Below are 13,700 nucleotides of genomic sequence, written 5' to 3'. Positions count from 1 at the left end.
AGTTCGCGGTGTTCCGATGACACCGATATGAAGGATTGTTTTCCGGGGGCATATCAAGATACCCCTTGTGAACCCTACGTCAGGCGTGACGCCGACGTCGCGACGGGAACAGTCGGCTCACGAAGGTGGTCGAGAGGATCCGCGGTTCGCGGCTCTAGTTACTGTCGGGGCTGTAGTTCGGCGCTTCGTCGGTGATCATCACGTCGTGGGGGTGGCCCTCGGTCTGGCCGGCACTGGAGACGCGGACGAACTCCGCGCGCTCTTTGAACGCCGGGATAGTCTCGGCGCCGACGTAGCCCATCCCCGAGCGCATCCCGCCGACGAGCTGGTGCAGTTCGGAGGCGAGCGTGCCCTTGTACGGCGTCGCAGCCTCGACGCCCTCCGGGACGAACTCCTCGTCTTCTTCGGTGTCTTTGAGGTAGCGCTCGCTGCCGCCGGATTTCATCGCGCCGACCGAGCCCATTCCTCGATATTGCTTGTACTTTTTCCCGTTCATCGTGATGACGCGACCGGGCGCTTCCTCGGTGCCGGCGAAGTACGAGCCGAGCATCACGGCGTCTGCGCCCGCGGCGATCGCCTTGATCGCGTCGCCGGAGTAGCGGATGCCGCCGTCCGCGATGACGGGGACGCCTTCGGGTGCGGCGACATCTGCGACCTCCGCAACCGCGGTGATCTGTGGCATCCCGGCACCGGAGACGACCCGGGTCGTACAGATCGAACCGGGGCCGATGCCGACCTTCAGCCCGTCGGCGAAGTCGACGGCGGCCTCGGCCGCTTCCTGAGTGCCGACGTTGCCGACGACGACGTCGGCGTCGACGGCGCTCTTGATCTCGCGTGCGCTGTCGAGGACATTGAGGTTGTGCGCGTGCGCGCAGTCGATGAAAATCACGTCGGCGTCGGCCTCGTCGGCCGCCTGGGCGCGGTCGGCGTCGAAGGGACCGACAGCGACGCCGACGCGGAGGCGTCCGTCTTCGTCGCGGGCGGCGTTCTCGTGTTCGCGACGCTGGAGGATGCCCTGCATCGTGACGAGACCGACGAGGCGGTCGTCGTCGTCGACGATCGGTACGCGCTCGATCTTGTGGTCGTACATCAGCTCGAGCGCGTCGCGGGCCTCGACGTCGCGCGGGGCCGTGACGACCTCGTCGGTCATCGCCTCCCGAACCTCGTCGGTGTCGCCGACTTCGAGGTAGGGACGGATGTCGGTGCCGGAGATGATCCCAAGCACGACGTCGTCGTCGTCGACGACCGGCGCGCCCGAGACGCCTTCTCGCTCCATCATCGCGTCGACCTCGCGGACCGTCTGGCTCGGATTCGCCGTGACCACGTCCTCCCGGCGGATCACGAGTTCGTCAGCGCGCTTTACGTGTTCGATCTCTGCGACCATCCGTTCTGTGTCCATATTCTGGTGGAGGACGCCGAGACCGCCTTCACGAGCCATCCCGATCGCCATCCCGGCTTCGGTGACCGTGTCCATCGCGGCCGAGAGGATCGGAATGTTCAGTTCGACGTTCTTCGAGACGTGTGTCGAGACGTCCGCCGCGTCGGGTTCGACGCGGCTCTCCATCGGTCGAAGGAGCACGTCGTCGAACGTCAGCGCTTCCGGTACTCGAAGTTTCTCGGAGAATGGGCCGTTGTCAGAAACGTCGTTCGCCATATAAACGGTCCACAGTGAATCGACAAAAGCGTTGCGAGACACCACGCCTGTGAAGATCGTTGGCACGTATCGGCGCTCGATACACATACTTGTGTATACATTTGACGGGAGGCCATCTGTCCCAAGCCGCGTTAGCACAGTCGTGCGTCGCTTTCTGATACGTTAATTATTGCCGCGAGATGTGGGCGCTGCGCGGTCGGACGCGACGCAACTATCGCCGCATCCAACCCTCGGTTCCGACAGTTCGTAGAGTTATTTGACCGGATTATGGAACATCGGAAATTAGCGTGGTTGGATGATGAAAGAGCCCCGGAACCGTGAGTGCACGTCCCACACAACGTTTAATATCCCATTCCCGCATATCTTAGATATGGACTCCGAGTGTCCCACTGCATCGCGCATCGCAGGTCAGCCGACCACCGAATTCGATGCGAACTTTACATTTACAGCGATGCAGTCCTTCAAACGCGGGAATCAGACGCTCCCCGCGCTCGACTCTCTCGGAGTGCTCGGTCAGGCCCACGGCGCTTCGCCGTCGGGCTTGCGCCCGTATCGCCGTTTGGCCGATGGTGACGGCCGTTAGTCCCGAATGAGCGTCTCTCAGCACCCTGTTGCACTCCGGCTTGAGCAGCAGGTCGGTGGTGCGACCAGGCTTCTCGCGACGGTGATGGCCCTCCCGCTCGTCGACGGAATCTTCCCGGCACTCATCATCGCCGGGACGCTCAGCACTCCGCTCGGGATCATCGAGACGGGGCTGCTGATCTTCGGCGGTTCGGCGACGGTCGCAGTCATCCTCGCGGAGATGGACGGGACCCGACGCGAACAGGTCACCTCCGTGCTCGTGCTCGGCGCGCTCTTGCTGCCGGTCGCGGGGGTCGAAGCGCTCTTTGCGGAGACCCTGAAGACGGTCCTGAACTTCGAGGTCTTCCACCGCTTCGCCGGCCTCGTGATCCTCGCGGTCGCCGCGAAGACGGCATCCGCGAAGATCGGCGAGTTCCTGCCGTCGCCGAGCGTCATCATCGGCCTCGGACTGATCGCGAGCCTCGACCTCAGCAACGCGACGCTGGTGGTCGACCCGAACCTCGTGACGGTCGGACGGGCCGTCGCCGCAGCGGGCACGGGTGTCGGATTCGCGCTCGCCGTGGCGCTCTTCGCCCCGCGGCTTCGCGGCGCGGTCGATATCGACCTCTTCCGCTTCGGGAGCTCGGTCGCGCTGGGAATGCTCGCGATCGACGTCCTGGGGCTCCTGCCGACGCAGGCTCCCGTGGCACTGGGCGTGCTGGGCGTCACCGCGTTGTTCTCCTACGATCCCGCATCGGACGCGGAGGACACCGCGGTCGACGATGCCGACGACGAATCCGAGCCCGAAATCGAGGTCGACGTCGACGACGATACTAGCGTTCCGTCGTCGCTCTCGAGTTCGACCGTCGCCGACGGTGGTGACTGGGACGACGCCGAGAGCGACGAGGACTCGCGATCGGAACGCGACCGCGGCGGCAGCGGCGGGGACGTCGGGTACGGATACCCCGACACCGACGGTTCCCGGGCCCCGTGGCTCTGAGGCCGCGATTCACTTCTGCAGCGCCGCTCCGCTGTCGATCCCCCACGCGACGGATTTACCACCTTCCACCCCGTGCCCGACGTATGAGCAATCGCGTCGTCGAAGGGCGAATGGTCACGCCGAAGCGACTCGCAGAACTCGTCGAGGGCGAAGCACCGATGGATGCCGAACCGATCGAGGACGCCGAGATGGACTGCCCCGAATGCGGCGGCAACGTCATCTCCGTGGGCTATATGCCGAGTGTGACCGAGTTCGTGACGGCCTACAAGTGCCAAGACTGTTCGTGGTCGGACACGGATCGCTGATCGCCGACGGATCGCGGTGGCGTAGCGCCGACCGATCGTAATCCCTTTATGTAGAATCAGCATACGAGCGGATGCACGCAGAGGGGCCGTGGCCAAGCCCGGCATGGCGACTGACTCCAGAGGCTTGGCGCCCGGTGACGACACTCCAGACTGATATACCGAGCGGCCGACTGATCATCGGTTCGCGACGACGACCCTCTGGAGTACCGAGGCGCGTACCGGAGATATCAGTCGATCGGGGGTTCAAATCCCTCCGGCCCCATTCCAAAAAATAAAACTTTCTGAACCTCAGGTAAACACAGAACCAAAAATCTGCGAATTCTGTGGCCTGTATCTCACTGAGGTCAACCAGCGGTGCCCCGGCTCTTTCATACGGGAGGTGTCAGGAATGACGCCGCTGGATTTCGCTGCAAAACGCGACAGTGGCTCGGCCAGCTGGACACGCGCCGATCCCGAAGCGGCACTGATCGAGCGGCTCTCGTGGAACACGTGGCTCGTTACGCTCCCAGACAGCGACGACGTTCACGAAGTCTCGCTGCACCGTGATCACGGAGCGCTTAACGGCGAGTGCAAGGTTCGTGAGACGGGCGAGCAGTGCCCGGCGCGGAAGTACCGCGACGTCGACGACCGGCGTGTCATCTCGGCGTACTGCTGTACCTGCGAGAAGTCGACGACAATCTTGGCAGAACCAGGCCGGACGCGACGCTGGGAGCACGACGACCTGAACGCATCACACGTGGTCGACTATTGGAGGGGAGACTGATGATCTCGACAGTTAATTAGAAAAGCAGCTCTGACAAGAGTTCCCCACCATCGTATTTTATCTGGTTGGCAAAACCATTCCCGCTTAGTTCTACCTTACCCTCGTCATACGCCTTTTGCGCGGTTGAAATCGGGTTATCAGCGCTTGTTATTTCATCACGGACGTCTTCCGAGAGAACAATATCTGCATTTGCGGAGTCTTGTTCAACGACTTCGAAAGTGTCGATTTGACCATCGGAATCGGTATTGATCCACCGAACTGTCATCTGGTCACCGGCGTCGGTCTGTGTTACAATGTGGAAGCTATCACCGGCGATCTGGTTGAACGCCCAATTTGGCGCTTGTGATCGAATATCTGACACATTGTTGTTGAATTTGACGATGGCCGCTGGAAACGGGAGGATATCTCCACTGGCCATAATCTCCGCTTTGGCCGCCACATCCTCACGGACTGCTGATGCTATATCAAGCACTGCTTGAGCGTTGTTAGCTATTCGTTCGATTGTTCTTTGTCGGGCCCCCGGAGTGCCCCGTGCAACATTTTGGTACGCGCTCGCATCGATGTTTGACCATCGTCGTACCCACTTTAATTTCCCCAGTTCGGTGGCCAGTGTTTCCATCTCATCTACCATCGCGTCTGTGGCAGATTTAGATGGATTACTGACACACGCTTGTGCTTTCTCGATTACGACATTACACTGCTCAGAAACGTCATTAATCTCACCTTTGGCAGCCGCCATACCGTCTCCACCACTGCCTTTGTAACTCCTCTCGCCATCAGTTGAAACGCCATAGCGTGATATGAGTGCAAACATCGAATGCTCACCGACGCTTTTGTACCACTTTAATGTCTCCTTCAAGTCAGCAGCCTTCCCCAGCAGCCCAGGGAGCAACGTACTAAGTGACGGGGTAAAACTCTCCACAAAGAGGTCAACGAGCTTTTCATTTGTTGGCGGATCAAATATATCGGTGTACTGTTCAAACGAACGGTCTACTTTTTCCATATGTTTCACGACAAACTGCGCCTGTTTAGCGAAATAGTTTGGCTTCTCTGAGTCGGGGATAGCTCCTGTGATTCCTGTGGCGCCGATAGTTCCGACAGTAGCACCCAGACAGCACCGCAGCACTGACCGCCTGCTTGTTTTTTTCATCAACGTACTGTTCACTTTTCATTTCAAATTAAATCTTTCACTCCTGATGGATTGTGTACAAAGACGGTCAGTGCGTACTCAAGTGGGCTTGAGCCTCTAAGTCGAGTGAATTCTGTTCAGGTGTAGACGTCGCCAAACACTTGCACAGAGCTGTTTCCTGAACGGTTACTCGCCTGAATCGGGTTCGAGTGGGATACGTTCCGGATCGACTTCCTGATACGCCTTGTCCGAACTGAGAATCGGCAGGGCACGCGTCTCTGCCGTCGCTGCGTGAAACGCATCGAATGGCGTCATCCCGTCTTCGTAGTACCCGACGGCTTTCAACACGATCTGTCGCTCTTCGTCGCCGCTGACGGGAACAACTTCGAGAAGATTCGCGAACAACCGGACGTAATCGTACTCCTCGCGATCGAATACGAGTAGGATCGCCAAGTACGCGAATGGAGACGTAACGACGTCCTGCTCTGCGAGGACTGCCTCGGCACGTTCCTGCAGCCAGTCGTCGTCTTTAGCGACTGCGAGAAGGAAATCAGTCTCGACGAAGACAGTCATTCGGCCGCGTCCTCAGAGTCTCGATTTTTGGGGCCGAGATCGGCTTCAACCTCCTGCTTTGCTTTTTCAAGCGCGTCTTCACGAAGTTCTGCGACTGATTTGTCTTCGAGCGAGTCTCCGATCTCGTCCCGAACGGCTTCGAGTGGATCCTCCTCAATCGGAATCAGCTCCAGACGATCTTGATATTCGACGACGTGGAACCGTTCGCCATACTTTTTCCGCAGCTCTGACGAGAGGTAGAGGCGGCCGTGTGAATCCGTTTCAATTGACATACAATGTATTCTTGTGGTAGGAATATAGGATTTGTGCCATAGAACACAAACTTGCCCCAAATAGCGTACCGTGTGGGAGGCTCGGTTGGTGGCGAGTAGCGGCCCGTTTCGCACAGACTGGCGGCAAGTCTATTTCTTTATAATCGGATCGAAGGTGGTTCGGTCAAACGATAGAATTAGATCAGTGCTGGCTGACACATCTGTATGGCTGACTCGAAGTATGAAATCCCTCACGATTCTGACGTAACACCTGAGGACATTAATCCAGGTGCTGATCTCACCGATGCGGATCTTACCAATGCAGACCTCTCAAATGCAGACCTTTCCAATGTGGACCTTACCAATGCAGACCTCACCAACGCGAGGCTCGTCAAGGCCAACTTCAGCAAAGGCGACCTCAGAGCAGCTGACCTCTCTGGAAGCAATCTCAACCAAGCTGACCTCAGTGACGCTAATCTTTTTGCTGTTGACTTCCCCACTCCGCTTCACGGTGTTAACCTCGCAGGCGCCGACCTCTTGAGTGCCGACCTTTCTGATGCCCATCTTCAAAAGGCCGACCTCTCCGGTGTATTATTAATATCAGTACAGTGAACTTCAAGCGCACGAGCAGTATCATCTAAATGACATAGAGTAATGTGGCACCGATGCCTGTAGACACAAGAAAAACAACTCCCACGACACCGATCCAAAATTTCTTCGTTCCCATACTTTTACCTCACCAGTTTGACGGTATATGTTTTCTTCACGTCAATTCTTAGGCGCACAATTTTACGAGCGAGAACCGATATCAGTACACACACTTGCTCTGACGGGTGATTCGGTTATGAGAGCGTGAAACAAACACCGTGACAAGTCTTCTATGACACTCTGTTATGGAGGGTTGTCAGCGTCGTTCAGGTGCTCCAGCGGATCCGTTTCGTACGCCCGTCGCCAGAGGCTGTGGACCGTTCGGGGCCACGATCATCGATCCGTGGCGGTGATACAGGACTGCTCGACGTCGTCTATCGGACCGACGTTCCCCTCGATGTCCCTGCGGCGCCATCTACACCGTCTGGGCGGTGTCGTCGCCGAGCGCCCCGCGATCCCGTGCGGAGGTGCGCCCATCAGAGGCGCGGGCTGCGGCCGAGCGGCTGTCGTCGGGATCGAAGTCATAGAGTGTGAGCGCCGCCTGGGCGATTTCCAGGTTCTGCTCGACCTGCTGCCAGCGGGTCAGATCTCCCCAGCCCTCGTCGCCGGGTTCTAGTTCGAGCGTGAGCTCGTCGACGTCGGCCACGTCGTAGTGGTCCTGGAAGTCGCGGCGTTCCTCCTTGAGGTCCCGAATCGCCTGGCGAATCTCGTCTTTCGTGTGCTCGCGGTGAATGTCGGCGATCCGGCGCATCGCGAGCATCTCCGGGGCGCGCATATACCGCGTTCCGGACTTGGTCGTGATCGTCTTCACGCGACCGGTCTCCGCCAACGCAGAGAGGTGCTTCCGCGCAGTCGGTTCGCTCACGTGCGCTCGCTCGGCGGTCTCGCTCGCGCTCTGTGGCTCGGTCGTGACGTCGATGATCTGCCGGACACGCTCGAAGGTCGTCGTATCGGCCGTCCAGTCCTCGACGGCGGCCTCGTTGACGTCGCCCTCCCAGCGGTCATCCGTGGATTCGGCGTCGGTCATTGCATCCAAATACAGCGGTTAGCCATAAACCCGTTTTGCTGGGGAAAACTATCTTTTGGGGAGGTCGCCAGCCGGGTATGGGCATCGTGACACCCGTAATTGCCCGGCTATCTCAAGATCCGTCGTCGACGACAGCGACGGCCTCGATCTCGACGAGGAGTTCGGGGCTGATCAGCCGGCTCACTTCGAGCATACTCGTCGCCGGTCGGATCTCGCCGAAGTACTCGCCGTGGGCCTCGCCGATCGCCTCCCAGTCGTCTATGTCGGTGACGAACATTCGGGTTCGGACGACGTCCTCCAGCGACGCATCAGCCGCTATGAGCGCGTCCTCGACGTTGGAGAGCGCCTGTCTGGTCTGCTCGTAGGGATCGCCTTCGCCGACGATGTCGCCATCGTCATCGGTCGCGGTCGTACCGGAGACGTGGATCTGTGAACCGACTCTGACCGCGCGGGAGTAGCCGACGCGTGCTTCCCACTCGGTGCCGGAGGAGATTCGGCGGCGTTCCATACGTAGTGGATGCGTGGGGTGTGTGAAACCCGTTTTGGGGAATGGTGCATGTTACACGTCCGGACTGAAGATGGCTATAGTAGCGTTTGCAAGTCTTCACGCACCGAATCGCACGCAGTCGTGCGATTGGCTGTGTAATCAGTTGCAAACGCTACTATATTCTCGAACTGATCCAGGATAGAGTGGAACATCGAGCGATCCGCTTCCCCGTTGTCCGCTGTCTTTGGCGTGGCGAGCTTCGGGTTCTGAACAGATGACAGCACTTGCTACTGTTGGGCGCTTGTGAGCGAAAACACCGCGGGAAATGGGGACTGCCCGCGGTGCGACGGAGACTCGGTAGTGGGTTGGGTAGCGGGCAAAGCCCGCAGTCAGCGAGAGGACCAACCATAATAAAAATCATACGCCGATGTTCAGGCTCTGCAGTCACACCCCCGAACCGGAATCGCACGGTATCGAGTGAACCGTCAAAGAAACAAAATTTACATTCCATCTACATACCATATCCGACGATGATCGTCAAACACGTAGAATGCGGAAATTGCGGACGTGTGATCTCACCAACAACCCACAACGACAGTCAATGCTCGGCAAAAGAGGGCGGCACCGTAGTTATGATTGGAGGTACGTGGCGATGTATGGCGTGCGATGCCAAAATCTCGGGGAAGACGTCCTGTTCTGAATGCGGTTGGTCCACGAATAACTGGGAAGACTACGGCCATCCCATCGAGATGGACGAAAGCGAACTCTGAGTCGCTCGCGGCAACTCTGCGCCATCTGACAGGTGTCTACGAGGTGACCAAGTGACTTCTCTACGCTCGGTACAAGACGTTCGAGGTTAGTGATCGGATGGACGCGGGGAGTAATGGGTGTGCGGCCCCTCGTATGATGGAGTGGCTGACCTGATTACCGAATACGCCGAGTACGACGAGTTCGCCCGTGAGTATCATTCAGGGACTCTCGCCGACTACGATGTCTCGCTCGACGAAGCCAGAAGACGGGGACTTCTCGACGAGCAGCGGACCCAGAAATTGTGGCAGTTGTTAGGGCTTCTCGACTCCGAGGAACTGCTTGTTCAACTGCCGGAATGGCTGGCCGAGAAGAAGGTCGAATCCACGAACAGAACTCCGCCCACGATGTTCGTTGGATACATCTCTAATCAGACTGCGGACGCGGTTCTGTTCGAATCGTCGGCAGCGGCTCGGCCCCTGATGGAACGCGCACATAGAATACACTCGCTCGAAAGAGGGATCAGACACACAGAAGACGGTACCGACCGTCACGGGCGGCTAGTGGAGCGGCTTCGAGAGTACGAGCGGAAGTTTGAGGACCGTGATGAGCTGCTCAGCCTCTCCGACGAGTGGCTTCCGAAAAGCCAACTCGGCACGGTTGTCCGGCGGCGTTCGTGACTCGGATCCCGGCTGCCACTTCGGGATCACTGCGCGAGGAACGCACACTCGTTCTGACGGGTGATTCGCTTGTGCAAAGAACACTCGTGAGCAGATCTATGCCTCCCTCGTTCCGGGTGTTCTCCGGAACGCGGTACGATGCCGAGGGCTAACGGCCACTTTCAGTACAGCCTCGCGACAACCCTGGGTCATCTCACAGATGTCTACTCAGGGGTCACAAGCGGAATTCGACTTCTCTGCGTTCGATACGGAGGTTACGCGAGAAGCGGAAGACCGGATTATCGAGGCGATCGCCGGAAGCATCAACCGGCTTCGCGAGCATCTTGACGACGACACGCTCGACAAAACGTTCTCGCGGGGATGGGGAGAGTACGTTCGAAAATCGAGATACACCACCGACCAACTGGATCCCGAGACGCTGACGAAAAACCGCGTTATCGAGCCGATGCTCGATTCGCTCGGCTACGAGGACTATAGGTCGAGGCCGGGAGCCTCACCGCGGAGCGCGGTGAGCAGGCCGACTACGCGATCTCGCTGCGGGACATCGAAAGCGTGGATTCGAGTCGGCTGCTGATCGAAGCCGAGCCGCCGAAGAAGCCGCTCGAAAACCGGGGGCACGGGCTCGACCAGGTGAAAAGCTGGCTGAGTCAGCGGGAGTTCGAGTCGGACTTCGGCTTCGCGACCGACGGCCTGCGGTGGATCTTCGTCCGCTACGACCCGGACTCGTACACGCACAACATCATCGAGGGCGTCGATCTGCGCCCGGTCTTTCTGACGCTTTTCGACAACGCGACGGGCGCGAATCGACCGCCGACCGAGGTCGTCACGGAAGACGAGCGCGAGCTGGTCGCGACGCTGCTTCGGACGTTCCAGTACGAGAACTTCGTCTCGATCATCGACGACGCGCGGGAGGTCATCAAAGAGAAGCAAGAGGAGATCACCGACGAGTTCTACGACGACTACACCTGCGTGGTCTTCGGCGTCCAGGAGGACACCGACGACCGGCGGGCGCGGAGTCTGATCGATGACGGGATCGTGCCGCCCGAGGAGACCGACGACGGGCTGGCGACGTTCGAGCGCTGCAGCGAGGACAGCGTTCGGTCGCGCTATGAGGACGTGATCGAGCAGACCGAACTGCACGAGGAGTTCAGTGCGTTCCCCGAGAAGGCGAACGAGCTGCTCGCGGAGTACCGTGAGGAGTTAGACGAGGACATTCTCGACGACTTCCGCGACGTCAGCGAAGAGTACGATCAGGTGCGTGCAGGCGTACAACTGTGACTATCGAGACAACGAAAGAACACGTTCATATCCGGGCCGCTCGGAGACCGGCTATGGTCCTCGGTTCCGACGTGATGGTGTACCTCCTTGCGCTCCTCCCGGCAGTCATCTGGGGATTCACACCAGTGCTAGACAAGCGGGGGATGTCGCTCGACGGCACCGCCCTGCAGGCGGCGCTGGTCGTGGTCGTCGTCGATCTCTCGCTGTTTCTCGTGGCCCTACTCGCGCTCCGTGGGAGCGACGTTCTCGCCGGCCTCGACCCGTCGACGGCGGGGCTGTTCCTGTTCGCCGGCGCGACGGGGACGGCTCTCGGCCGCCTGGCCATCTTCGTCGGTGTCGACCGCGTCGGCGCGAGCATCAACAGTGCGGTCGTGAGCGCACGCCCGCTGTTCGCGACCGTCTTCGCTTTCGGCCTACTTGGAGAACCGATCTCGCTCAGTACGGCGGTCGGAATCGTCGTTCTCGTCGCGGGCTTGGTCGTCCTCAGCCTCGCGAAAGGCGGCGACCTCGCCGGCTGGGAGTCACGTGATCTGTTCTACCCGCTGGCGTCTGGGGCATTGTTCGCGTTCGGGAACGTCCTCCGACGGTTCGGGCTCGGGACGGGCGGGGCGGACGTCCTCCAAGCCGTCGCGCTCAACGAGGCAGGTGCGCTGGTCGTCTTCCTCACCTACGCTGTGATCCGCGGGACGCGTGGCTTCCAGTCCGCCGATCGCCGATCGTACGGCTACTTCGCCGCCAGCGGCGCGCTCACTGCTGTCGCCCTGCTATCGCTGTTCGGGGCGCTCGCACTGCCAGCGGGTCGCGTCGCGATCGTCGAATCGCTGGCGTCGACGGCACCGCTTTTCACGACCGTCTTCGCGTACTTCCTCCTGCGGGATCTCGAACGAGTCACGCGCGGTGTCGTCGCCGGGGCCGTACTGGTGGCCGTTGGGGTGGCGCTGGTGACGCTAGGACCGGGAGTCGCAGCCTGAGGCGGGGACCTGCAAGAGGCGTCGCTACGATGCGTTCGTGAGCCTCCGTCTGGCCCAATGAGGTACTGTCGTAGTGACGAGCGAGAAGGCCGAGAGAACGGTCGGAAGTCGGTTACTTCGGCACGCGGTCGTTGAATTTTCGGCCCGAGAGCTCTTCTGGGATCAACTGGAAGAACGCCATCGCGAGGTCGTCGGGGCCAGTGTTCGGAAACACGTTCAGCGTCGGAATGTTGGCGTTCTCGGCGATTGCGGTCGCGGCCCGCGTCTGTGCGGTCTCCGGGACGCGTTCGAGGGCGCCACGGACGAGCACGCTCTCGGCGGGCTCTTCGGTAAAGACCGTAAAGGAGGCGGTCTCCGTCGACTCCATTAGCTGCATCTTCTCGCTATCGCCGTCATAGACCAACTGAAAGTAGAGCAGTTCGCCATCGTAACCGAACGACTCGGGGATCCCGTAGGTTTCGGTCCCGTCTGTCAGCGACAACACGCCCGCGCCGCGCGCCTGCAGCAGGTCGTCGATCTCGGCGCGTCCCATCTCTCTCGTCATCACTGCGGTATGGCGGAGGGACGTGGATATGTGTGTTGACTCGCGAACGGTATGTCGCGGTCGCCAGCTCAGTCGCTGGGGGCGGGCACGGTGACGAGAGGCGACGAACGACGCGGGCGTATCATTCGAGCGACTTCGCTCGGTTCTGGAACTCGCCGCCGCACTCCGAACAGACGCCGGGATGCGTCTCCGAGTGGACGATGCTGCCGCACTGGAGACATTCGTACTCCGAGATGACCCCGCCGGTGTCGCCCTCGGTATCTTGATTGTGTGGCATACTCTAACATTGTCGTTCGCGGCTGAAAAGTCTTGGTCGAGAGGGGACAGGCCGAACGGAATCTCCGACGCGACAGATACCCTCCACAGGAGCGCGGAATTAGACAGCCGACACGTCTAGCCGCTCGACACGTCTTGAAGAGCCAGACCATCGGAGAAAATTCGTCGTCTCCGCACCGTTTGCCGATTTTTACCAGATGGTAAAATACTTCTTTCGAGCGTACCCTGTCTTCGACGATGGTAGACGTAGCAATCGTTGGCGGCGGTCCCGCTGGACTGAGCGCAGCCCTGTACGCTGCAAAGAACGATCTCGAAACGATAGTCTTCGATACCGACGAGTCGTGGATGCACAAGGCGCATCTGTTCAACTATCCCGCAGTGCGAAGCATCAGCGGCGACGAGTTCCTCAAGATTTCGCGCGGTCAGGCCCGCGACCGCGGCGCTGCACTACACGACGCCGAGGTCACGGACGTCGAACGGACTGACGACGGATTCGTCGTCTCCACGGCCGACGACGAGTACACCGCCGACTACGTCGTCCTCGCCACGGGTGGGGCCCGAGACCTCGCCGAGGACCTCGGCTGTGCGTTCACCGAGGAGGACGTCGTCGACGTGAACCTCGATATGGAGACGTCGGTCGAAAATGTGTACGCTACCGGCGCGATGGGTCGCGCGGAGAAGTGGCAGGCTGTCATCGCGGCTGGCGACGGTGCGGCCGCCGTCCTCGACATCCTCTCGAAGGAGAAAGGCGAGTACTACCACGACTTCGATATGCCGTCGGACGTCCCCGAACTGTAACGCTCGCA

At 59.9% G+C, this 13,700-nt stretch carries 16 protein-coding genes, 1 tRNA gene and 1 pseudogene; 10 read left to right on the top strand and 8 right to left on the bottom strand.

Annotated features, from left to right (window positions below):
• Window positions 1-154 precede the first annotated feature (154 nt).
• Window positions 155-1,654, bottom strand: a complete 1,500-nt coding sequence (gene guaB, locus NO347_RS03230) for an IMP dehydrogenase (protein ID WP_256288229.1) — start codon at window positions 1,652-1,654, stop codon at window positions 155-157.
• 295 nt (window positions 1,655-1,949) lie between these two features.
• Here guaB and NO347_RS17455 point away from each other — a divergent pair, with 295 nt between their 5' ends.
• From NO347_RS17455 to NO347_RS03210, 5 genes are all read left to right on the top strand, one after another.
• On the top strand, window positions 1,950-2,237 hold the full coding sequence (locus NO347_RS17455) for a DUF8099 family protein (RefSeq protein ID WP_484494525.1): 288 nt from the start codon (window positions 1,950-1,952) through the stop codon (window positions 2,235-2,237).
• A gap of 6 nt (window positions 2,238-2,243) precedes the next feature.
• Window positions 2,244-3,215, top strand: coding sequence for a DUF5794 domain-containing protein (locus NO347_RS03225; protein ID WP_256288228.1), 972 nt, complete (start codon window positions 2,244-2,246; stop codon window positions 3,213-3,215).
• Between the two features lie 83 nt (window positions 3,216-3,298).
• Window positions 3,299-3,520: a DUF5795 family protein gene (locus NO347_RS03220; protein ID WP_121568301.1), complete on the top strand. Its 222-nt coding sequence runs from the start codon at window positions 3,299-3,301 to the stop codon at window positions 3,518-3,520.
• Between the two features lie 82 nt (window positions 3,521-3,602).
• Window positions 3,603-3,782 (top strand) — tRNA-Trp (locus NO347_RS03215).
• Between the two features lie 126 nt (window positions 3,783-3,908).
• Entirely contained in the window at window positions 3,909-4,283 is a 375-nt protein-coding gene (locus NO347_RS03210; RefSeq protein ID WP_256288227.1) for a hypothetical protein, read from the top strand.
• Between the two features lie 16 nt (window positions 4,284-4,299).
• Here NO347_RS03210 and NO347_RS03205 read toward each other — a convergent pair whose 3' ends face one another.
• The 3 genes from NO347_RS03205 to NO347_RS03195 form a co-directional block, all read right to left on the bottom strand.
• Complete coding sequence (locus tag NO347_RS03205; protein ID WP_256288226.1) at window positions 4,300-5,433, bottom strand: hypothetical protein; 1,134 nt, start codon at window positions 5,431-5,433, stop codon at window positions 4,300-4,302.
• 165 nt (window positions 5,434-5,598) lie between these two features.
• Complete coding sequence (locus NO347_RS03200) at window positions 5,599-5,985, bottom strand: PIN domain-containing protein (RefSeq protein ID WP_256288225.1); 387 nt, start codon at window positions 5,983-5,985, stop codon at window positions 5,599-5,601.
• Window positions 5,982-6,257, bottom strand: a complete 276-nt coding sequence (locus NO347_RS03195; protein WP_256288224.1) for an AbrB/MazE/SpoVT family DNA-binding domain-containing protein — start codon at window positions 6,255-6,257, stop codon at window positions 5,982-5,984. Before NO347_RS03195 ends, NO347_RS03200 begins: the two co-directional genes overlap by 4 nt.
• Window positions 6,258-6,461: 204 nt before the next feature.
• On the opposite strand from NO347_RS03195, the gene NO347_RS03190 reads away from it, so the two are divergent.
• Entirely contained in the window at window positions 6,462-6,848 is a 387-nt protein-coding gene (locus NO347_RS03190; RefSeq protein WP_256288223.1) for a pentapeptide repeat-containing protein, read from the top strand.
• Window positions 6,849-7,299: 451 nt separating this feature from the next.
• Here the strand turns inward: NO347_RS03190 and NO347_RS03185 are convergent, their stop codons facing one another.
• Both NO347_RS03185 and NO347_RS03180 read right to left on the bottom strand, forming a co-directional pair.
• The gene (locus NO347_RS03185) at window positions 7,300-7,911 is read right to left on the bottom strand and encodes a winged helix-turn-helix domain-containing protein (protein ID WP_256288222.1); all 612 of its coding nucleotides are present in this window, start codon (window positions 7,909-7,911) and stop codon (window positions 7,300-7,302) included.
• A gap of 112 nt (window positions 7,912-8,023) precedes the next feature.
• Entirely contained in the window at window positions 8,024-8,419 is a 396-nt protein-coding gene (locus NO347_RS03180) for a RidA family protein (protein ID WP_256288221.1), read from the bottom strand.
• An 866-nt stretch (window positions 8,420-9,285) separates the two neighbouring features.
• Between NO347_RS03180 and NO347_RS03175 the strand changes: the two genes are divergently transcribed.
• The 3 genes from NO347_RS03175 to NO347_RS03165 all read left to right on the top strand — a co-directional run bounded on the left by NO347_RS03175 (window position 9,286) and on the right by NO347_RS03165 (window position 12,074).
• Complete coding sequence (locus tag NO347_RS03175) at window positions 9,286-9,825, top strand: hypothetical protein (protein WP_256288220.1); 540 nt, start codon at window positions 9,286-9,288, stop codon at window positions 9,823-9,825.
• Window positions 9,826-10,377: 552 nt separating this feature from the next.
• Window positions 10,378-11,103, top strand: coding sequence for a hypothetical protein (locus NO347_RS03170; protein ID WP_256288219.1), 726 nt, complete (start codon window positions 10,378-10,380; stop codon window positions 11,101-11,103).
• Between the two features lie 53 nt (window positions 11,104-11,156).
• Entirely contained in the window at window positions 11,157-12,074 is a 918-nt protein-coding gene (locus NO347_RS03165; RefSeq protein WP_256288218.1) for a DMT family transporter, read from the top strand.
• 112 nt (window positions 12,075-12,186) lie between these two features.
• On the opposite strand, the gene NO347_RS03160 is transcribed toward NO347_RS03165, so the two are convergent.
• Both NO347_RS03160 and NO347_RS03155 read right to left on the bottom strand, forming a co-directional pair.
• A complete protein-coding gene (locus NO347_RS03160) occupies window positions 12,187-12,618 on the bottom strand; it encodes a pyridoxamine 5'-phosphate oxidase family protein (protein WP_256288217.1) in 432 nt (143 codons plus the stop codon).
• Between the two features lie 121 nt (window positions 12,619-12,739).
• On the bottom strand, window positions 12,740-12,895 hold the full coding sequence (locus tag NO347_RS03155) for a rubrerythrin-like domain-containing protein (RefSeq protein WP_256288216.1): 156 nt from the start codon (window positions 12,893-12,895) through the stop codon (window positions 12,740-12,742).
• Between the two features lie 221 nt (window positions 12,896-13,116).
• On the opposite strand from NO347_RS03155, the pseudogene NO347_RS03150 reads away from it, so the two are divergent.
• Window positions 13,117-13,692, top strand: a pseudogene (locus NO347_RS03150) (NAD(P)/FAD-dependent oxidoreductase); the annotation flags it as partial.
• Window positions 13,693-13,700: the final 8 nt, after the last annotated feature.

The organism is Halobellus inordinatus (assembly GCF_024464655.1).
Classification (GTDB): Archaea; Halobacteriota; Halobacteria; order Halobacteriales; family Haloferacaceae; genus Haloquadratum; species Haloquadratum inordinatus.
This window is presented reverse-complemented; position numbering and strand designations above follow the sequence as displayed.